Here is a 19,070-nt window from a genome sequence, read left to right on the forward strand (position 1 = left end):
TCGCGTACGTTTCGTTTCGAATCTAGTTTTCAAGGAGCAATCCTTGTACAACGTTAAGATTGTCTTTGGAGAGATACCCAAGTGGCTATAAGGGGACCCTCTGCTAAGGGGTTAGGCTGAGTAATCGGTGCGAGGGTTCGAATCCCTCTCTCTCCGCCATCTTTACCTAAGGATGGACAAGCAATCGAAACATTTATAATATGGCGGTGTAGCTCAGCTGGCTAGAGCGTACGGTTCATACCCGTAAGGTCGGGGGTTCGATCCCCTCCGCCGCTACCATATTACCCAGGAGGCTTAGCTCAGCTGGGAGAGCATCTGCCTTACAAGCAGAGGGTCGGGGGTTCGATCCCCTCAGCCTCCACCATATACGCCGGTGTAGCTCAACTGGTAGAGCAACTGACTTGTAATCAGTAGGTTGGGGGTTCAAGTCCTCTCGCCGGCACCATTAATGCCTGGAACCGTGGTGTAGTTGGCCTAACATGCCTGCCTGTCACGCAGGAGATCGCGGGTTCGAATCCCGTCGGTTCCGCCATTAATCTAAAATTAAATACGGCTCGGTAGCTCAGTCGGTAGAGCAGAGGACTGAAAATCCTCGTGTCGGCGGTTCGATTCCGTCCCGAGCCACCTTTAATTCTTGGAGGATTAGCGAAGTGGCCAAACGCATCAGACTGTAAATCTGCTCCCGTACGGGTTCGGTGGTTCGAATCCATCATCCTCCACCAGTTTTGAGTCATTAGCTCAGTTGGTAGAGCACCTGACTTTTAATCAGGGTGTCGAAGGTTCGAATCCTTCATGACTCATCTTTAAATAAAGAGTGATCGATCATAATAATGATCGATCACTCTTTTTGTTTACACTGATATATTCAAGAATTGTGGATACAGAGCAGTAAACATCAAGATATGATAAAATGATGATAAAAATAAAGCAGAGTGGTGAAGTTCATTAGATGAAGCTCATACCTGATTTAAAACAGCAAATTGAAGTTATTATAGGCACCACATTGGATGAATATGAAATTACGATGCATGAGTGGATACAATCCATTGATCATTTAATTGGCTTGGATGAAAATAAACCGCAGCATATTCTAAATAGAGCGAGTAAAGGTGAGCGTGGTTCATTAGAAAGTTCTTCAATATCTTCTGATGTTCTGAGTTTACACCATGGTGAGCGCGTCTTTTTCAAAGTTGGCATAAATGAGCAGGTAAAAACCGTTCTGTGCTGGGGATGTGATGCGGCATCTATTACAATGGAGACTCGCCGTCTAATTGAATTACTGATTCTTAATAAGTTTATTATGAGTCAAGGCGAAAATTCATCGCTATTCAAGAATGATACCGATAAACAATTATCTTCGCTGGGAATATGGCTTAAGGAGCAAATTAAAGACTACGATGCGGGCAGTTTCGATCCATTGCCTGATTCGTTTGCTTCTATTGCAGGATTTCAGGAGGAGAAAGTTCTTTTTCTGTTGCAGGGTGAGACTCCGGATTCTCAACGTGTTGACTCTATAGTTTTGAATAAGTTGCTCGAAAGTTATTTTGGTGAAGACATCACACTAATCCCGTTGGGTGAGCAAGAATGGCTCTTCATGGGAGACGAAGAGATTGTTACCGGTGAGGCCGATGAAGATACAGCAGAGGCGAGAAAAGAGTCACTCAACGCTTTTTGTATGGGACTGTATGAGCTTGTGGCCAGTGAGTTCGCCGGCGTTTTCCACTTGTCAGCTTCGCTACCGTGTATTCCCAAAGAGGCGTTGCTTCAGGTGACATTCCTTCTTCAGGAAAGCATGGAGCTTGGTCGCTCTTTCCACGTTACACAGCATATCCACCTTCCTTGGAATCTGCAACTAGAGCAATTGGTGGCTAGTATTTCAGAGCAACAGCGAATGCGTTTTATTCGGGAAACGGGAAAGGATACGACGCTCTATAATGACAGCGAGACGTTGGCTACATTGGAGACCTTCTTCAGTTTAGACTGTAACGTCAGCGAGACAGCAAAGCGTTTGTTTATCCATCGTAATACGCTGGTGTACCGTCTGGATAAGATTAAACAAGAGATTGGTTATGATGTAAGACACTTTAAAAGTGCGATCGTTGTGCAACTTTTACTTCTAATGTACAAAGTGACGAAAAAGGCTTAATATTTTTGTGCAGTTTGCGAATAGTCAGATAACCAACCGATAGGGTATTATAAAACTACAAATTGTATTCGATTACAAAATGATCTCTGAGGAGGCAACAATCATGGCAGGAGTACGTTTAGAGCATATTTTCAAAAAATACCCGGGTTCTGATAAAGCAACTGTAGTTGACATTAACCTGGACATTAAAGATAAAGAGTTTCTGGTACTGGTAGGTCCGTCCGGTTGTGGTAAATCAACAACACTGCGTATGATCGCAGGCCTTGAGGAAATTTCTGAAGGTAAACTCTATATCGGTGACCGTGTCGTTAATGATGTTGCACCTAAAGACCGCGATATTGCGATGGTATTCCAATCTTACGCCTTGTATCCGCATATGAGCGTATATCAAAACATGGCATTTGGTTTGAAATTGCGTAAGGTTAAAAAAGATGAGATCGACAAACGTGTACGTGAAGCAGCTAAAATCCTCGACATCGAGCACTTGCTTGAGCGTAAGCCTAAAGCATTGTCCGGTGGTCAACGTCAACGTGTCGCTTTGGGACGTGCGATTGTCCGTGATCCACAAGTCTTCTTGATGGATGAGCCTCTCTCCAACTTGGATGCGAAACTTCGTGGACAAATGCGTGCGGAAATCACTAAGCTTGCTAAACGTTTGGAAACAACCGTTATCTACGTAACGCATGACCAGATCGAAGCAATGACGATGGGTGACCGGATCGTAGTTATGAAGGATGGTATCATCCAACAAGCAGCTTCTCCTGAAGAGCTGTACAACCACCCGGCGAACCTGTTCGTAGCTGGTTTCATCGGTTCCCCGACAATGAACTTCATCTCGGGTAAACTGGCTGAGCAAGGTGCGAGTCTTCACTTCGTAGCTCCTGGTGTGGATGTTGAAATCCCGCAAGGTAAAGCACAAGTGCTGAAATCCAGAGGATATGTTGGTAAAGAAGTTATTCTGGGTGTTCGTCCAGAAGACATTCACGAAGAGCCAGTATTCCTGGAAGCTTCCCCGAACTCTGTATTCTCTACTCACGTAGATGTAACAGAGAACCTGGGTCACGAAATGCTCCTTTACTTGAGCGGTGTAGGTAACGACACTACAATTGCACGTGTAGACGGACGTTCTAACACTCGTGATGGTTCCACAGTTAAAATGGCCATTGACATGAACAAAGTTCATATCTTTGACAAGGAATCCGAAGTTAACGTACTTCTTCAAGACTAATTCTACTGAAGGTTCCTCGGTAACGATGGAATCTGGAAGTAACGTAATTATATAATGTAAATCGAGCCCCTTCCGTTTTCGCTGGAAGGGGCTTTTTTCAAAAATGCAAGGGATGATGAATACGTTCGGGTGGAAATATAGTGCAGATAGAGCAAGGAGTCTGCGATTGCAATCGATCCCAAATTCATTTAAGATTATTTGAAGGTCTGTCTTCAAAATGTTGCATGTTGGAGTATTATTAGAGCGATATTTTACAGGCGAAGTGACCTGGTTATGAATGTTGATGTGAATACGCTAATAATGGAAAGAAACGATACACGAATGGGTACATAGAGGCACAGCGAATGCTGAAAGGAAGAGACAAATGGCGAAAAAAGTGAAAGTATCCGAATTGGTACAGCAGTTTCAGATGGAAGTGGTGTCGGGGTCACAGGGTTTGAAAAGGTTTATCACGGTAGATGATCTTAACCGTCCTGGCCTGGAGATGGCTGGTTACTTTGAATATCATCCAAAAGAGCGGGTGCAACTGCTGGGAAGAACAGAGCTGGCCTTTTTTGCAATGTTGCCTGAACATGAGCGCCGTGAACGTATGCAGCGTCTATGCACAGAGGAAACACCTTGTATTGTGGTTACACGTGGACTCGAAGTTCCTCAGGAACTGATCGATATCAGTGAAGAACAGAATCTGGCTGTGCTTCGTAGCAATATGGCGACAACGATTCTTTCCAGCCGTATTACGGGATTTCTGGAAGGTAAGTTGGCACCTACAGCCACCATTCACGGTGTATTGTGTGATGTGTATGGTGTAGGTATGTTGATCACAGGCAGTAGCGGTATTGGTAAAAGTGAAACTGCGCTTGAACTTGTTAAACGCGGTCACCGTCTAATTGCCGATGATGCCGTTGAAATTCGCCAAACCTCCGACTTTCAACTTCACGGTACCGCACCAGAACTGATCCGTCACCTGCTTGAAATCCGGGGTGTCGGTATTATCAACGTTATGACTTTGTTTGGCGCCGGGGCTGTACGTAATAATAAACGGATTACATTGGTTGTACGTCTTGAAGCATGGCAGCAGGATAAACAGTATGACCGTCTGGGATTGGATGAAGAAACAACGCGTATTATTGATACCGATGTACCCTTGGTTACTATTCCGGTTCGTCCTGGACGAAACTTGGCTGTAATTATTGAGGTGGCGGGCATGAACTATCGCTTAAAACAGATGGGGCTTAATGCTGCACTCCAGTTCACGAACAAGCTGACTGCAACGATTTCAGAAGATATGGAAGATATGGACTAAGGTGGGCTAAGGAAAGTTACCCCGATCAACTGAATAGCAGGGTAGGGGCAATATTAAGCATCAAGCTATAAAATAAAGATTAAAGTTTTCATGAGGCATGACAACTGGGGTCTGCACACCTTCAAACCGGAAGGTGGATAGCAGGCTCCAGACAGTCATGCTTACCGATGTGAATTGATTGATAGGAGTGTGAATGAATGGATACATTATTACTGTTGAACCCGATCGCGTTCTCTATTGGCGCTTTAAAGGTTCACTGGTATGGGCTTATCTTGGGTACTGCGGCGCTGTTAGGGTTGCTGCTTGTTATTCGGGAGGGCAAAAGATTTAATATTCCGCAAGAAGTGTTCATGGATATGGTTTTGCTAGGTGTGCCTTCTGCAATTATTGGAGCCCGAATCTACTATGTGGCTTTTAAGTGGGAAGATTATAAGGACAACCTATGGGACGTTTTTAAAATATGGAATGGCGGTATTGCGATCTATGGCGCACTGATTGGTGCCATTATATGTGCAGTCATTTTCTTCCGTCGTAAAGGATATAACTTCTGGCGTATGGCCGACATCTGTGCACCTGGACTGATCGTTGGACAGATGATTGGACGCTGGGGTAACTTTGTAAATCAGGAGGCGTATGGCGGTCCTGTAGAGGAATCATTTTTAAGGGACAAGCTGCACTTGCCAGACTTTATTGTGAATCAAATGAACGTGGAAGGTGTATTTCATCATCCGGCCTTTTTGTATGAATCCGTATGGAGTTTTGCAGGGCTGATCCTGTTGCTGGTGCTTCGTCGTCAGAAGTTCATGCGTGCAGGCGAGATGTTTATGTCCTATTTCATCTGGTATTCCATCGGACGATTCTTTATTGAAGCTGTGCGTACGGACAGTCTGGGTTTTCAGGCTCCAGAGTGGATCGCTTCTTTGGTGAACGGATTATGGTCTCCAATGACTGCACTCGGCTTCGAACAAGGTTATTTAGATCCAGCGTACGGTAATGTACGAATTTCACAACTGCTTGCGATTGGCATTATTGTTGCCGCTGTTGTGTTTATTGTCGTGAGAAGAGTGACAGGTAAAGCAAGTGCACATTATAGTGATCCGATTGTCTCGTCGAAAGTGGCTGCAGATGATATTGGACATTCAGAAACAGTAGCTGTTGAAGAGGACAAGGTAACAACAGCACCAAATCAGGCTCAAGATGATCCGAAGCAAGTTGAAGATAAAAAGGAGTAATGCAACGTGATTAATACGGTACTGTTCGATCTGGATGGAACGATTATTGATACCAATGAGCTGATTATCAACTCATTCCTGCATGTTATGGGAGGTTGGGATCATGCTGACCCGTGGACAAGAGAGCAGATTATTCCGCATATGGGAGGCACATTGGAGCAACAAATGCGAACCTTTTCAGGTCAGGAAGAGGTATCGGAGTATGTCAAAGGTTATCGTGCTTATAATGATATTCACCATGAGGCGATGGTCAGACCCTTCCCCCATGTGATCGAGGTTGTTGAGGCTTTGGATCAGGCAGGGATTACGATGGGTGTGGTGACGACTAAAATTCGTCCTTCTACATTAAAGGTGCTGGAGCGCTTTGATTTGCTTAAATATATGAAGTCCATTGTGACTGTGCAGGATGTCACTCATCCCAAACCTCATGCAGAACCGGTGCAAAAAGCGATGGCGGAACTGGGATCGAACCCAGCTCACACACTGATGATCGGGGACAGTCCTGTCGATATTCAATCGGCGCAAAATGCAGGCGCTCTCTCCGCTGGTGTGGCCTGGTCGCTTAAAGGGGAGCAGGTGCTGAGCGGGTATAAGCCAGATTACATTTTGCATGATATGAGGGATTTGCTGGATATGGTTCTTGCGGGAACGGGTCGTTCATGAGAAAAGTAACCCGCTATCCGGTAGAAAGTCAAAATGCACTTTGGCATATCTACAAGACAGTGAGCCCGTGGAAGGGCGTTCGTAATTTTATCTGGATTCAGTTGTCACGGTACTGTCCTGTTTTGCCTCTCAAGAACTGGATTTATCGACGCATGCTTGGTATGAAGGTGGGGGAGCATACAGCTTTTGGCCTGATGGTAATGGTGGATGTATTTTTTCCGGAAAAAATAACGATTGGTGAAAATTCAGTGATTGGTTACAATACCACGATTCTGGCTCACGAGTATCTCATTAAAGAGTACAGACTTGGCGATGTCATTATCGGAGACAATGTGCTGATCGGGGCGAATACAACGATTTTGCCAGGGATAACGATTGGAGACGGAGCGGTAGTTGCTGCCGGAGCGGTAGTTCATAAGGATGTTGCTCCAGGAGCTTTTGTTGGAGGCAATCCCTTACGTGATTTGTCACGTCCGTCAGGATCGACGGAAGAAATGGTGTTCAAGACGGAGGAACCTTCTCAGCGAAAGCTACATTAAGCGCGTGATTATCATGTTTGTAAGGATAAGTGCTTAGAAGGGCGTGTATGAAGTGATACATGACTGATACTTAGAATGATTTATGAACTGATGCATGAACACTAATGCATTGAGGGAAGAGCTGCTGAGGGCAGCTTTTTTCGTATACAAAACTTGAATTGAAGCAAATGGTTAGGAGCCGTAAGACACGGACAACAGGACAAGTGGGTTTAGATCGGATAGGTCACCAAGAGCAGTCATAGCTTAAGATTGTTGACGATTCCGCAGCTTCCATGTTATCATATCCCATATCCTTTAGTTTGTTAGCACTTTACCATGTGAAAGTGAACCGGATGAAGGTGACAATTAATCTATAGAGTAGACGGTTATTCTTGTAAAAGGTGAAGCCTTCGTTAAGCCAAAGAACATGCGGCTTTACTGAAAATTAGGGTAACTAACATAGAACGGGGATTTGTCATACATAAATCCTTTTGAGATAGAGCGTTAGAGACGATAGAGATGAAAATCTAAATTTTGTTATCGTATTTTAGCAGATGTGAAGATATTATAGTGCAACCTTATATAACAATCCAAATTCATGACTCGGGGTGAATCATTTCCATGTCCAAACCAAAAGGCTTTGAAAAACCAACTGGCTTCCGTGACTATACACCACATGTGGTGTCCAAGCTGCGTAAAATTGAACGAAATGTACTGGAGTGCATGGAGCGTTGGGGTTATCGTCAGATCATAACGCCAACGATTGAGTATTACGACACAGTAGGGGTGGCTAGCTCTACTTCGGATCGCAAATTGTTTAAATTGCTGAACAGCCGGGGAACGACACTGGTTCTACGTTCTGATCTGACAGCTCCGATTGCGCGTGTAGTATCATCGATGCTCAAAGATGAGGCTTTGCCGCTACGTCTGTCCTATCATGCGAATGTATTTCGTTCCATTGAAGAGGAAGCTGGACGGGAGGCTGAATTTTTCCAAACAGGTGTTGAACTTGTAGGGGACGATTCTCCTGAGGCGGATGCTGAAGTAGTTGCATTAGCGATTGCCTCATTGCAGGCAGCGGGTGTATCTTCTTTTAAAATAGCAATGGGTCATATGGGTTTTCTGAATGGACTGCTGGAAGAAGTGATTCCGGGTCAGACGGCTGAGCAGGAACAGTTGAAGGAAGGGCTATTAGGTCGTGATTATGTGGGCTACCGTCAGTCCATTGAAGCTTTGCAACTGGAACCCAAACAAAAACAGCAACTTGAAGCGATTTTACGCCTGCGTGGCGGGAAAGAAATATGCACACATGCGAGCGAACTTAGCTCAAGTGCTGAAGCGGCACAATCCATTGCACATCTGTGTGCAGTGTTTGAAGTATTGGAGGCCTATGGTGTCTCTGAGCATGTGCTGATTGATCTGACGATGATCGGGGATTTCTCCTATTACACAGGCATGACATTTGAAGGTTATGCGGCAGAGCTGGGATCTCCTGTGTGTAGCGGCGGACGATATGACAATCTGTTGCAGCAGTTTGGGCGCGCTCTTCCGGCTACAGGATTTGCGTTGAAAACAAACCGGATTATCGATGGTGTTCATGGCATTACGATTGAAGAGACGAAAACGGTACGTATTGAATATAGCCCAGATCACCGTGCTGAGGCATTGACCGAAGCAGCTAGATTACGAAGTTTGGGTCACAATGTAGTTACATCTCTTCTTGCTAATGAAAAGGCAGAGACGACATCTGTAACAAGCGAAACGACTGCGGATCAGGTGGAGCAGGTCATCATCTATGGATCGAAAAAGGGAGGGAACTGAGATGTCGGATATTCTGAAGGTGGCCATGCCTAAAGGCCGCATCTATAAAAAGGCCTCCAAATTGTTCCGTGAGGCAGGACTAGACATTCCAGAGGACGTGGACGATACACGCAAGCTGGTGATCGAGGTACCAGAAGCGGGTATGGAATTCATTATGGCCAAACCTGTGGATGTGCCAACGTACGTGGAGTACGGTGTTGCCGATATTGGCATTGTCGGGAAAGACGTGTTGCTTGAAGAGGATCGTGATGTGTATGAACTACTGAATCTAGGCATTGCCCAGTGCCGTATGTCGGTTATCGGGCTACCGGACTGGAAGGCAGGTATCCAGCAGCGAGTTGCAACCAAATATCCACGAATCGCTTCCCAGTACTTCCGTGAGCAAGGACAACAGGTTGAGGTTATTAAGCTGAACGGATCAATTGAGCTTGCGCCTCTAATCGGACTGGCTGATCGGATTGTCGATCTAGTGGAGACCGGGCAGACGTTACGTGAGAACGGACTTGTGGAAATGACGGAAATTCTGAATATTACTAGCCGTTTGATCGCGAATCGGGTGAGCTACCGGATGAAAAACGCACGTATTCAGGCGCTGTGTGATGCACTTCAATCGGTCATCCCAAGTGGGAATGAGGTTACTGCGGGAAGTGCGAGAAGATAGCGAACAGATCAGTAAAGAACGATAGCGAATAGATTAGTGAGTCAATTGATATGTAAGGAGGTTGTACGCATGAAAATTGTACCGGCACGGGAATTTGATCTGAAGCGGGAAGTGGAGTATGGTACACCGGAGCAAAATGAATCGGTACGGCGAATTGTCGCAGATATTCGCCGGGAAGGTGATGCGGCCCTGCTGCGTTACACGGAGCAGTTGGACCGCACGACGCTGACGGCTGCGCAGTTGCGCGTGCCGCAGGAGGAGCTCCAGGCAGCGTATGCAGCCGTTGAGCCATCTTTTGTGACGGCGATTCGCCAAGCCGCCGTTAACATTCGTGCGTTTCATGAGAAGCAGAAACGCAATTCGTGGATGGATTGGCAGCCGGATGGCAGTCTGCTCGGCCAGGTTATTCGGCCGCTGAAACGAGTCGGCGTGTATGTCCCTGGAGGGAAAGCAGCGTATCCATCGTCGGTGCTGATGAATGTCATTCCGGCACAGGTTGCAGGCGTGCCGGAGATTGTGCTTGTCACACCGCCGGCGACGAACGGCGGTGAAGGCATTGACCCGTACATTCTCGTGGCTGCCGCGGAAGCGGGCGTGAACGAGATGTACCGGGTTGGCGGCGCGCAAGCCATCGCCGCCCTCGCTTACGGCACGGAGAGCATTGCCCCGGTCGACAAGATCTGTGGACCGGGTAATATCTACGTGGCGCTCGCGAAGCGCGAGGTGTACGGGGCAGTCGATATCGACAGTATCGCCGGGCCAAGTGAGATTGTGGTGCTCGCCGATGGTACGGCGAACCCGGTGTATGTCGCTGCGGACTTGTTGTCGCAGGCGGAGCACGACGAGATGGCATCGGCCATTCTCGTCACGAATTCGGCCTCGCTGGCGGCAGCTGTGCAGGCCGAGGTGCAGCGGCAGCTGGATGTGCTGCCGCGGCGCGATATCGCTTCTGCTTCCGTGGAGCAACATGGCGCGATTATTGTGGTGGATTCCATCGATGAGGGAATCGATGTCGTGAACCGGCTTGCACCGGAGCATCTGGAGATCATGGTGCAGGAGCCGATGGCTTACGCTGGGCGGATCGAGAATGCTGGTGCGATCTTCCTCGGGCCGTATAGCTCCGAACCGGTTGGCGATTATTTTGCCGGACCGAATCATATTATTCCGACCAATGGAACTGCCCGGTTTAGCTCACCGGTAGATGTGGATGATTTTATCAAAAAATCGAGTCTGATTTATTATAGTAAAGAGGCATTGCTGCAGAACGGAGCGGCTATTATAGAATTAGCCCGTCATGAGGGGCTTGAAGGACACGCTCGTGCAATCGCTGTACGTTTAGAACAGGAAGGGAAGGCGGAATCGGACAATGGATAATCAGAATAAGAGTGCAGAACAGGGTGTAGAGCTCCAAAATAATGGTGCAGTTCGCCAAGCGGAGGTCGACCGCAAAACGAACGAAACCAATATCCAGCTGTCATTCAACGTAGATGGCACAGGGCAATCGAATATTGAAACGGATGTACCGTTTCTGAACCATATGCTCGATCTGTTCACAAAGCATGGACAATTTGATCTTAACGTACAGGCTCGCGGAGATATTGATATTGATGATCACCATACGGTTGAAGACATCGGTATTTGTCTGGGACAGACGCTGTACCAGGCGCTCGGCGACAAACGTGGTATTAAGCGTTATGCGAGCGTGTTTGTACCGATGGATGAAGCGCTCGCGCAAGTTATCATTGATGTGAGTAACCGTCCGCACTTTGAATACCGGGCCGAGTACCCGTCACAACAAGTAGGAAGCTTTTCTACAGAGCTTGTGCATGAATTTCTGTGGAAATTAGCGCTCGAAGCGCGGATTACGCTACATGTCATTGTGCACTACGGTCAGAACACACACCACATGATCGAAGCAGTCTTCAAAGCTCTCGGACGTGCGCTGGATGAAGCAACGATGATCGATCCACGAGTAACCGGCGTGCCCTCCACGAAGGGAGTGCTGTAGACGATGGCGATTGCAATTGTCGATTACGGTATGGGGAACCTGCACAGCGTCGGCAAAGCGGTCGAACGTCTTGGCTATGAAGCGCTGGTCACGGGTGAGCGGGAAGCTATTCTTGCCGCAGATGGCGTTATTCTGCCGGGGGTTGGTGCTTTTGGCGACGCGATGGTGCATTTGCGTGAGACGGGCCTGGATGTGGTCGTTAAAGAATCGGCTGCTGGAACGAAACCGCTCCTTGGCATTTGTCTAGGCATGCAACTATTATTCAGCTCCAGTGAGGAGCATGGCGAGCATGAGGGATTGGACATTTTACCGGGAAAAGTAGTGCGCTTCGCACCAAGTGAGCTGAAGGTTCCCCATATGGGATGGAACCGCTTGGAATTTCTACATCCGGAAAATCCGCTCTTCGCAGGTCTGGATGCAGGGCATGTCTATTTTGTTCACTCTTATCATGCACTTACGGAGAACAAGGGTGATCTGCTTGCCGTTACGGATTACGGACATCCCGTTACAGCGATTGTCGGTAGAGGATCGAACTTCGGCATGCAGTTCCATCCCGAGAAGAGCGGTGAGCTTGGCATGAAACTGCTGGGCAACTTCCTCTCTTTGACCAGCTCAGTAGTTTAACATCAATATAAGCCTGACCTTTATCGCGTATAGCGGTTATTCCAGTAAGCTGTATGTACTGTTATACTCATCTAAAACAAAATCAGTTTTAAATATATTCAACTTGAAGTTACATGAACGTTTAAGCAAATTTCAATCGAATCTACACTCAGGAGGACTTGTATGTCATCTTTTATCTTATATCCGGCAATCGATATCCGGGACGGCAAATGTGTAAGACTGGTGCAGGGAGATTATAATCAAGAAACGGTGTACAACGATGACCCGGTTCAGGTTGCGCTTGACTGGGAGAAGCAAGGCGGTACATACGTTCATCTGGTGGATCTGGATGGCGCCAAAGCAGGACACCCGGTTAACGATGAGTTGATTGGACGTATTGCATCCGCAGTGAATGTACCTGTGCAGGTTGGCGGCGGGCTTCGTACAGTCACTGACGTTGAGCGTTTATTGGGACTGGGTGTTAGCCGATTGATTATCGGGACAGCGGCGATTGAGGATCGTGCTTTTACGGAAGAAGTACTGGGACGTTACGGAGATAAAGTAGCGATTGGTATCGATGCGCGGGGCGGATGTGTTGCCACTCGTGGATGGCTTGAAACCTCTGAGGTACAGGCTGAAGTGCTGGCGAAGGAACTTGCTGCTTATGGAGCGGAAACGTTTATCTTTACGGACATCTCCCGTGACGGTATGATGCAGGGGCCTAATGTTGAGGCAATTGTGTCTCTTGCCAAAGCAAGCGGACGTACAGTTATTGCTTCTGGCGGTGTCAGTGTGATGGATGATTTGCTTCGTTTGAGTCGTCATGCAGATGACGGTGTTGGCGGAGCCATTGTAGGTAAAGCTTTGTATACGGGAAGTATTGATCTGGCTGAAGCGGTGCGTTTGGTTAACAAGTAACGGATAACCGGGTAGAGAGGAAGAGACAGTATGCTGGCAAAAAGAATCATTCCCTGTCTGGACGTGAAGGACGGCCGGGTCGTTAAAGGCGTGAACTTCGTCAATCTCCGCGATGCGGGTGATCCGGTAGAGCTGGCGGCACTGTACGACCGCGAAGGCGCGGACGAGCTCGTATTTCTCGATATCTCCGCATCGGTGGAGGGCCGTGAAACGATGGAGGAAGTCGTAAGACAGACAGCAGGCGAAATTGCCATTCCGTTTACGGTAGGTGGCGGGATCTCCAAAGTGGAGGATATGAAGCGTATTTTGCGTGCAGGTGCGGACAAAATTGCGGTAAATACAGCAGCAGTACTTAATCCACAGATTATTGCGGATGGCGCACGCCGCTTTGGCTCGCAATGTATCGTGGTAGCTATTGATGCCAAGTATAACGAGGCGTGGGGTGAGTGGGAAGTGTACACCCACGGCGGACGGAAAGCATCTGGGATCAAAGCACTGGAGTGGGTTAAACAAGCCGAAGAACTGGGTGCAGGAGAAATTCTGTTAACCAGTATGGATGCAGATGGTACAAAGGACGGTTTTGATCTGAAGCTGACCGCTGCCGTTTCGGAATCGGTACGTATTCCAGTCATTGCATCAGGCGGTGCAGGCAAGGAATCGCACTTCTATGATGTATTCACAACAGGCAAAGCGGACGCAGGTCTGGCCGCAACTATTTTCCACTATAAAGAAATTGCCGTACCGGCATTAAAACAACAATTACGAGAGCAAGGGGTGGAAATCCGTGACTAAAGTGAGCGATGAAATCAAGGAGCAACTCTCCTTGGAGCAGGTTGTGGAACATATCCGCTGGGATGAAGGACTGGTTCCTGCCATTGTGCAGGATGTGGATACCCGTGAAGTGTTAATGATGGCTTATATGAACCGTGAATCCCTCAAGTTATCACTTGAATCGGGGGAAACTTGGTTCTGGTCACGTTCGCGTAAGGAACTGTGGAATAAAGGAGCAACTTCAGGCAATGTTCAGAAGATCGTTTCTTTAAAATATGACTGTGACGGCGATACACTGTTAGTTGAGGTGAAACCGAAGGGACCGGCTTGTCATACAGGTGCAGTGACCTGTTTCCATAATGAAATTATCGGGTTGTCCGCAAGTGAAACGGAACAAGACAACAAAGAAGAAGCGGGAAGCACTACAAACTCCAGCACAACCTCTTCATCTAATGCGGAAAGCCGCTTTGAGGTTCTTGCTGAACTGGAATCCGTCATTGCTGAACGTGAGCGAGAACGCCCAGAAGGTGCGTATACCACGTATCTCTTCGATAAAGGTGTCGATAAAATCTTGAAAAAAATCGGTGAGGAAGCCTCCGAGACGATTATTGCCGCGAAAAATAAAGACAATGACGAACTTCGTCTTGAAGTCAGTGACCTGATGTATCACTTGCTCGTATTGCTCCAAGAGCGCAAGCTACCGCTGGATGACATCATGTCCGAATTGAGTCGCCGTCACGAACGGCCGCGCCGCGATTAGGAGGCGAACGCTGAATGCGTATAGACTATCACACCCACCATGAACGCTGCGGACATGCTGTTGGCAAGCTGGAAGAATACGTGCAACGCGGGATCGCCATCGGTCTGTCCCAGATTGGGTTGTCTGATCATATGCCGCTCCTGCACGTAGATCCGGCTGAATACTATCCAGAGATGGCCATGCCTATGGATGAATTGCCACGATATGTAGAGGAATGTTTCATCTTGAAGGAACGTTACCGCGGGCAGATTGATGTCCGTGTTGGTCTTGAAGGGGATTATATCGAAGGTTGGGAATCGGAGATTCGTTCAATCATTGAACGTTATCCATGGGATTATGTAATCGGCTCTGTGCATTTCCTTGGTGAGTGGGATATTACAGATTTCCGGCAGACCCACCACTGGGAAGGCAAGGATGTCCTTGAAGTATATCGCCAGTATTATGATGCTGTAAGCAAAGCAGCCGCTACAGGGTTGTATGATATCATTGGACATTCGGATGTGATCAAACGTTTTGGTTATGTACCATCTCCTGAGCAAAATGAGGAACGCATTGCACTCGAGAATGCGGCCTTGCAAGCTATTGCGAAGAGCGGCTGCGCTATGGAGCTGAATGCTTCAGGTCTGTCCAAACCTTGTGCAGAGATGTTCCCAAGCCGAAGAATGCTAACCGAAGCGATTCGATTGGGTATTCCTCTGACGATGGGATCGGATGCACATGATCCGATGAAGCTAGGCGATTATTTGCCAGAGGCGGAGGCGCTTTTGCATGAACTTGGCTGTAAGGAAGTTGCTGTTTTCGAAAGCCGCCAGCGCTCGTTCATTCCTTTAAATGTAGACAGCAGTGGAGTATAATAAGGGTAAAACCACCTTTTATACAAGTTGGATTCTCCAATTTAACTATACAAGGAATTATGATCGGGGATAAACCCGCGGGAGGGCATTATGCAGCATTCGTTACGTATTTTTTCCGGTTCATCTAACCCTAAGCTTGCAGAGCAGGTATGCGACAAGCTGGGAGTACAACTGGGTAAGATTAAACTGTCCCGGTTCAAGAGCGGAGAAATATACGTTCATTACGAAGAAACGATCCGCAATTGTGATGTGTTTTTGATACAGTCTTTGTCTCATCCGATTAATGAACTGTTTGTCGAATTGCTTGTTATGATTGATGCGGCAAAACGAGCTTCGGCACGCACGGTAAATATTATCGTTCCGTATTACGGCTATGCTCGGCAAGAGCGGAAGTCTGCTCCACGTGAGCCTATCTCGGCCAAGATGGTTGCAGATGTATTAACAACAGCAGGAGCAAGCCGGGTGGTTACGATTGATCTGCATGCGGCTGCAATTCAGGGCTTCTTCAACATTCCGGTGGATCACATGACATCACTCGACTTAATCAGCGAATACCTGCTCAGTAAAGAGATCAAAAATCCGGTTGTGGTTTCTCCTGATGCCGGACGGGCATCCATGGCGGAGAAGCTGGCGAATCGTTTGGATTCACCTTTTGCCATCATGATCAAGAAACGTCCAAGTCATAATGAATCGATTATCACGCATGTTATCGGTGATGTTGAGGGAAGAACACCGATTATTATCGAGGATCTGATCGATACAGGTACAACGATTGTAAATGTTGTTGAAGGGTTGAAAGAACGGGGTGCAGAGAATGCTTATGTTTGCGCAACTCATGGCTTGTTCTCGGATGGAGCAGTAAGCAAATTAAATCATCCATCGATTACGGAAGTTGTGGTAACAGACTCCATTGCACTGCCGGAGGATCACCCAGATTGTTTTAAAGTATTACCCGTCGCGCCAATGCTTTCACGAGCTATTCGCATCATTGTTGATGGCGGATCTATGGCCACACTGTTTAAGGATTCTGGTATTTAATTTTAAAATGAGATAAATGTGTACATCACAGCCCAATCTCGTTTCATGTTCCGTGTCTGAGTGCATTTGCTCAGCACGGTATTTTTGTGTTAACCCCACGAATTGAATTCTGTGCTTTGCTGTTTGGTCGCTTGTGCTATAATAACTATAAATATTAAGAAATGATAGCGTTTTATTTATAGATGAATCTGGAATGGCTTTGTTACGGATACTAAACAGTAGAACCACGGCTGATGGACATTGGCATCGTGGAGTGAGGAGTGGGGTCTATTGTCGCGCACGTGGTATTATCGGTTACTCTTTTCGTATTTCCCTATATTTTTCTTTACGATGACCATACTCATTTTTAGTGCGTTTGTCTTCATTAATGACATTTCCAAAGAAGAAACGAAGAAGGCTGACCAGATATCTTCCAGTTATCTTGCGACTACGCTGGATCATACAATTCGGGACATTGAACTGGCTGTGACAGAGAAAGTGCAATATGAACCGGCGTACAGGCTTTATTTTAACGAAAATAACCCAAACAATTCAGATACAGTATATACCATTGCACAAAACTTACGTGAGATGATGAACTCATCTTCTTGGATTCAATCCATATACCTGTATGACAAGCAACACCAACGTGTGATAACGGTGAGTGGTTCTAGAGAAGTGGACAGCTTCGGAGACAAAGAATGGATAAGTCAAATTCTAAAAGGTACTATGGGACAAGGGTGGCAGCCTGTTCGGGAGATTGAATGGGACGATGTGCAGAAGACACCAGTGCAAGTATTGACCGTCAATAAAGAAATGCCATTGCCTTTTGGCACAGAAGGTGTATTGGTCATCAATATCAAGATGAGTAGCATCAAGCAGAGTGTGGACGGGATGGTTAACGGAAAGCTTACTTTCCTGACAATAACCGACCAAGAGGGCAGAATTATCTATAATGCACATTCCGATAAGGAGAGTGCACTCGAAGGTACCAAGTTAAATGAACTACCTCTGCAACGATTGGGATGGACGCTTACTAGCGGCATCAAAGCGGGTAATTTGTTTGGTTGGGTTTCTGTTGTATCGTATGTTTGGGTTTTCATTGCCATACTGACGGTAATTTGTGCAATTATCTATATCGTGTATGTGACCCGGCGGAACTACAAGCCAATTCAAATCATCATGAATCGGATTGAGTCTCAACAGATCAAGGCATTTGAACAATCCGGTGCTCGTATGGACGAGATGAAGATGATTGACGGTGTACTTGAAAATCTGATCAATCATATGATGGATTATGATAAAAAGAGCCGTGAAAATGTGCTTATGCAGCGGAGTAAGCTGTTCAGCGCTTTGCTTCAAGGTGAGCACGTAGATAATGCAGCTGGGCAACTGTACGAGGTATCTCCATTTGATGGAGCACATGAGGCTTCCCGTTTTATAGTGGTCGTTGGGGATATTAACCGCTATGAGAAGGGATTTCAGGAGAAGTTCACCAGAGGTGAACAAAACACACTTAAGTTTGCCCTGATGAATGTACTACAGGAGCTGTCTCGGGATACGAAAGTCCAATGCTGGACTGAATGGATCAGTGCAGATCGGATTGCTATTCTTTTCTTTTCGAAGGAAGAAACGCAGCAAGGACAGGATTTAGCCAAACAGATTCGATTGGTTGCTGAGGAATGTAAATCCTGGGTAGAGCAGAACCTCCGAATCTCCCTCAGCTTTGGCATTGGACCTGTTGCTGAAGGAATTGGGGTGATCCATCAATCGTTTACAGCCGCTGAAGCGGTGATGCAGCGTAAGCTACTGATGAATGGCGATGTGGGTGAGGCGGAAGCAAGCGAGATGCAGCATCCATTGCTGGAGACCTACACATATCTACAGATGATTGCAGACTTTGTCAAACGGTTCAGGATGTCGAGTGGACAGTGGAGAGAGCAATTGGAGGATATCTTTAAGGAATTTGAGCGAAATAAGCTGCCAGATGATGAGATCCGTTCCCTGATTCAGGCGATGCTCCAAATGCTCAGCCGTGAAGTCTCTATGATGTCTGAAGGGTTACAGAAAGAACTGTCTGAAGAAAACATCAACAATTGGCTGAAAGCGATGGAAGAAGCAGAGTCGCTGGATGATGTTAAGGTGCTGTTATTCGATAGTCTTACCGATTTGTTCCGGACATACGTTGCTGTAACGGAAACGAAGAGCTACAAAGCGATGGTTAATGAAATGAAAAAGTATATCGAGGAGCAGTTCACCAATCCCGATCTGTCGCTTAAACATCTGAGTGACCGTTTTCAGATTTCCGGAAAGCATGCCAGCTATCTGTTCAAGACCGAATTCAACATGAAGTTTGTTGACTTCGTGACCGACCTTAGGATGAAAGAAACAGAGAAGTTGTTGCTTGATACCGATTATTCCTTGCAGGATATCGCTTTGAAGGTCGGTTATGCGAACGGGATCACACTTGGACGTGTGTTCAAGCGGGTTACTGGAATTACTCCCGGAGATTATCGGCGGATGAAGAAAGATCCGAAGGTTGCGGATGAGTGAGCTAGGTCAGAAAA

Annotated in this window: 17 protein-coding genes and 8 tRNA genes; all 25 read left to right on the forward strand. The window is 46.8% G+C overall.

Annotated elements, in window-relative coordinates:
• Window positions 1-67: 67 nt before the first annotated feature.
• The 25 genes from H7T88_RS20595 to H7T88_RS20715 all read left to right on the forward strand — a co-directional run bounded on the left by H7T88_RS20595 (window position 68) and on the right by H7T88_RS20715 (window position 19,056).
• Window positions 68-159: transfer RNA gene (locus tag H7T88_RS20595), tRNA-Ser, on the forward strand.
• Between the two features lie 43 nt (window positions 160-202).
• Window positions 203-279 (forward strand) — tRNA-Met (locus H7T88_RS20600).
• A 9-nt stretch (window positions 280-288) separates the two neighbouring features.
• Window positions 289-364: transfer RNA gene (locus tag H7T88_RS20605), tRNA-Val, on the forward strand.
• A gap of 5 nt (window positions 365-369) precedes the next feature.
• Window positions 370-445: transfer RNA gene (locus H7T88_RS20610), tRNA-Thr, on the forward strand.
• A gap of 9 nt (window positions 446-454) precedes the next feature.
• A tRNA-Asp gene (locus tag H7T88_RS20615) sits at window positions 455-532 on the forward strand.
• A gap of 19 nt (window positions 533-551) precedes the next feature.
• A tRNA-Phe gene (locus H7T88_RS20620) sits at window positions 552-624 on the forward strand.
• Between the two features lie 12 nt (window positions 625-636).
• Window positions 637-722, forward strand: a tRNA-Tyr gene (locus tag H7T88_RS20625).
• A 5-nt stretch (window positions 723-727) separates the two neighbouring features.
• Window positions 728-800, forward strand: a tRNA-Lys gene (locus H7T88_RS20630).
• Window positions 801-949: 149 nt separating this feature from the next.
• A complete protein-coding gene (locus H7T88_RS20635) occupies window positions 950-2,146 on the forward strand; it encodes a PucR family transcriptional regulator (protein WP_221790084.1) in 1,197 nt (398 codons plus the stop codon).
• 103 nt (window positions 2,147-2,249) lie between these two features.
• Entirely contained in the window at window positions 2,250-3,374 is a 1,125-nt protein-coding gene (locus H7T88_RS20640) for an ABC transporter ATP-binding protein (protein ID WP_090924764.1), read from the forward strand.
• Window positions 3,375-3,738: 364 nt separating this feature from the next.
• Window positions 3,739-4,677 carry an HPr(Ser) kinase/phosphatase gene (hprK, locus tag H7T88_RS20645; protein ID WP_090924765.1) on the forward strand — a complete coding sequence of 313 codons (939 nt, stop codon included), beginning with the start codon at window positions 3,739-3,741 and terminating at the stop codon, window positions 4,675-4,677.
• Between the two features lie 197 nt (window positions 4,678-4,874).
• A complete protein-coding gene (gene lgt / locus H7T88_RS20650; RefSeq protein ID WP_154959922.1) occupies window positions 4,875-5,909 on the forward strand; it encodes a prolipoprotein diacylglyceryl transferase in 1,035 nt (344 codons plus the stop codon).
• Between the two features lie 6 nt (window positions 5,910-5,915).
• Window positions 5,916-6,572, forward strand: coding sequence for a pyrophosphatase PpaX (gene ppaX / locus H7T88_RS20655; protein ID WP_221790085.1), 657 nt, complete (start codon window positions 5,916-5,918; stop codon window positions 6,570-6,572).
• Window positions 6,569-7,111 (forward strand): acyltransferase, encoded by a 543-nt coding sequence (locus H7T88_RS20660; RefSeq protein ID WP_221790086.1) that lies wholly within the window; start codon window positions 6,569-6,571, stop codon window positions 7,109-7,111. Before ppaX ends, H7T88_RS20660 begins: the two co-directional genes overlap by 4 nt.
• A gap of 600 nt (window positions 7,112-7,711) precedes the next feature.
• Complete coding sequence (locus H7T88_RS20665) at window positions 7,712-8,911, forward strand: ATP phosphoribosyltransferase regulatory subunit (RefSeq protein ID WP_221790087.1); 1,200 nt, start codon at window positions 7,712-7,714, stop codon at window positions 8,909-8,911.
• A gap of 1 nt (window position 8,912) precedes the next feature.
• Window positions 8,913-9,572 (forward strand): ATP phosphoribosyltransferase, encoded by a 660-nt coding sequence (gene hisG, locus H7T88_RS20670; RefSeq protein ID WP_090924770.1) that lies wholly within the window; start codon window positions 8,913-8,915, stop codon window positions 9,570-9,572.
• Between the two features lie 69 nt (window positions 9,573-9,641).
• Window positions 9,642-10,946, forward strand: coding sequence for a histidinol dehydrogenase (hisD, locus tag H7T88_RS20675; RefSeq protein WP_221790089.1), 1,305 nt, complete (start codon window positions 9,642-9,644; stop codon window positions 10,944-10,946).
• Window positions 10,939-11,580, forward strand: a complete 642-nt coding sequence (hisB, locus tag H7T88_RS20680) for an imidazoleglycerol-phosphate dehydratase HisB (RefSeq protein ID WP_221790091.1) — start codon at window positions 10,939-10,941, stop codon at window positions 11,578-11,580. The genes hisD and hisB overlap by 8 nt, the downstream gene beginning before the upstream one ends.
• Window positions 11,581-11,583: 3 nt before the next feature.
• Entirely contained in the window at window positions 11,584-12,204 is a 621-nt protein-coding gene (gene hisH, locus H7T88_RS20685; protein ID WP_221790094.1) for an imidazole glycerol phosphate synthase subunit HisH, read from the forward strand.
• Window positions 12,205-12,366: 162 nt separating this feature from the next.
• On the forward strand, window positions 12,367-13,101 hold the full coding sequence (gene hisA / locus H7T88_RS20690; RefSeq protein WP_221790096.1) for a 1-(5-phosphoribosyl)-5-[(5-phosphoribosylamino)methylideneamino]imidazole-4-carboxamide isomerase: 735 nt from the start codon (window positions 12,367-12,369) through the stop codon (window positions 13,099-13,101).
• Between the two features lie 30 nt (window positions 13,102-13,131).
• Window positions 13,132-13,893, forward strand: a complete 762-nt coding sequence (gene hisF / locus H7T88_RS20695) for an imidazole glycerol phosphate synthase subunit HisF (RefSeq protein WP_221790098.1) — start codon at window positions 13,132-13,134, stop codon at window positions 13,891-13,893.
• Between the two features lies 1 nt (window position 13,894).
• Window positions 13,895-14,632, forward strand: a complete 738-nt coding sequence (hisIE, locus tag H7T88_RS20700) for a bifunctional phosphoribosyl-AMP cyclohydrolase/phosphoribosyl-ATP diphosphatase HisIE (RefSeq protein ID WP_221790186.1) — start codon at window positions 13,895-13,897, stop codon at window positions 14,630-14,632.
• Between the two features lie 14 nt (window positions 14,633-14,646).
• On the forward strand, window positions 14,647-15,486 hold the full coding sequence (gene hisJ, locus H7T88_RS20705) for a histidinol-phosphatase HisJ (RefSeq protein WP_221790100.1): 840 nt from the start codon (window positions 14,647-14,649) through the stop codon (window positions 15,484-15,486).
• Window positions 15,487-15,576: 90 nt separating this feature from the next.
• Complete coding sequence (locus H7T88_RS20710; protein WP_090924777.1) at window positions 15,577-16,524, forward strand: ribose-phosphate diphosphokinase; 948 nt, start codon at window positions 15,577-15,579, stop codon at window positions 16,522-16,524.
• 270 nt (window positions 16,525-16,794) lie between these two features.
• Entirely contained in the window at window positions 16,795-19,056 is a 2,262-nt protein-coding gene (locus H7T88_RS20715) for a helix-turn-helix domain-containing protein (RefSeq protein ID WP_221790101.1), read from the forward strand.
• Window positions 19,057-19,070 lie beyond the last annotated feature (14 nt).

Origin of the sequence: Paenibacillus cucumis (ex Kampfer et al. 2016) (assembly GCF_019748695.1) — a bacterium.
GTDB classification, from domain to species: domain Bacteria; phylum Bacillota; class Bacilli; order Paenibacillales; family Paenibacillaceae; genus Paenibacillus; species Paenibacillus polysaccharolyticus.

What these genes read in the sequence shown, in the direction of transcription:
- H7T88_RS20635 (WP_221790084.1), top strand. Translation starts at nt 950, where the DNA reads ATGAAGCTCATACCTGATTTAAAACAGCAAATTGAAGTTATTATAGGC.
- H7T88_RS20640 (WP_090924764.1), top strand. Translation starts at nt 2,250, where the DNA reads ATGGCAGGAGTACGTTTAGAGCATATTTTCAAAAAATACCCGGGTTCT.
- hprK (WP_090924765.1), top strand. Translation starts at nt 3,739, where the DNA reads ATGGCGAAAAAAGTGAAAGTATCCGAATTGGTACAGCAGTTTCAGATG.
- lgt (WP_154959922.1), top strand. Translation starts at nt 4,875, where the DNA reads ATGGATACATTATTACTGTTGAACCCGATCGCGTTCTCTATTGGCGCT.
- H7T88_RS20660 (WP_221790086.1), top strand. Translation starts at nt 6,569, where the DNA reads ATGAGAAAAGTAACCCGCTATCCGGTAGAAAGTCAAAATGCACTTTGG.
- H7T88_RS20665 (WP_221790087.1), top strand. Translation starts at nt 7,712, where the DNA reads ATGTCCAAACCAAAAGGCTTTGAAAAACCAACTGGCTTCCGTGACTAT.
- hisG (WP_090924770.1), top strand. Translation starts at nt 8,913, where the DNA reads ATGTCGGATATTCTGAAGGTGGCCATGCCTAAAGGCCGCATCTATAAA.
- hisD (WP_221790089.1), top strand. Translation starts at nt 9,642, where the DNA reads ATGAAAATTGTACCGGCACGGGAATTTGATCTGAAGCGGGAAGTGGAG.
- hisB (WP_221790091.1), top strand. Translation starts at nt 10,939, where the DNA reads ATGGATAATCAGAATAAGAGTGCAGAACAGGGTGTAGAGCTCCAAAAT.
- hisH (WP_221790094.1), top strand. Translation starts at nt 11,584, where the DNA reads ATGGCGATTGCAATTGTCGATTACGGTATGGGGAACCTGCACAGCGTC.
- hisA (WP_221790096.1), top strand. Translation starts at nt 12,367, where the DNA reads ATGTCATCTTTTATCTTATATCCGGCAATCGATATCCGGGACGGCAAA.
- hisF (WP_221790098.1), top strand. Translation starts at nt 13,132, where the DNA reads ATGCTGGCAAAAAGAATCATTCCCTGTCTGGACGTGAAGGACGGCCGG.
- hisJ (WP_221790100.1), top strand. Translation starts at nt 14,647, where the DNA reads ATGCGTATAGACTATCACACCCACCATGAACGCTGCGGACATGCTGTT.
- H7T88_RS20710 (WP_090924777.1), top strand. Translation starts at nt 15,577, where the DNA reads ATGCAGCATTCGTTACGTATTTTTTCCGGTTCATCTAACCCTAAGCTT.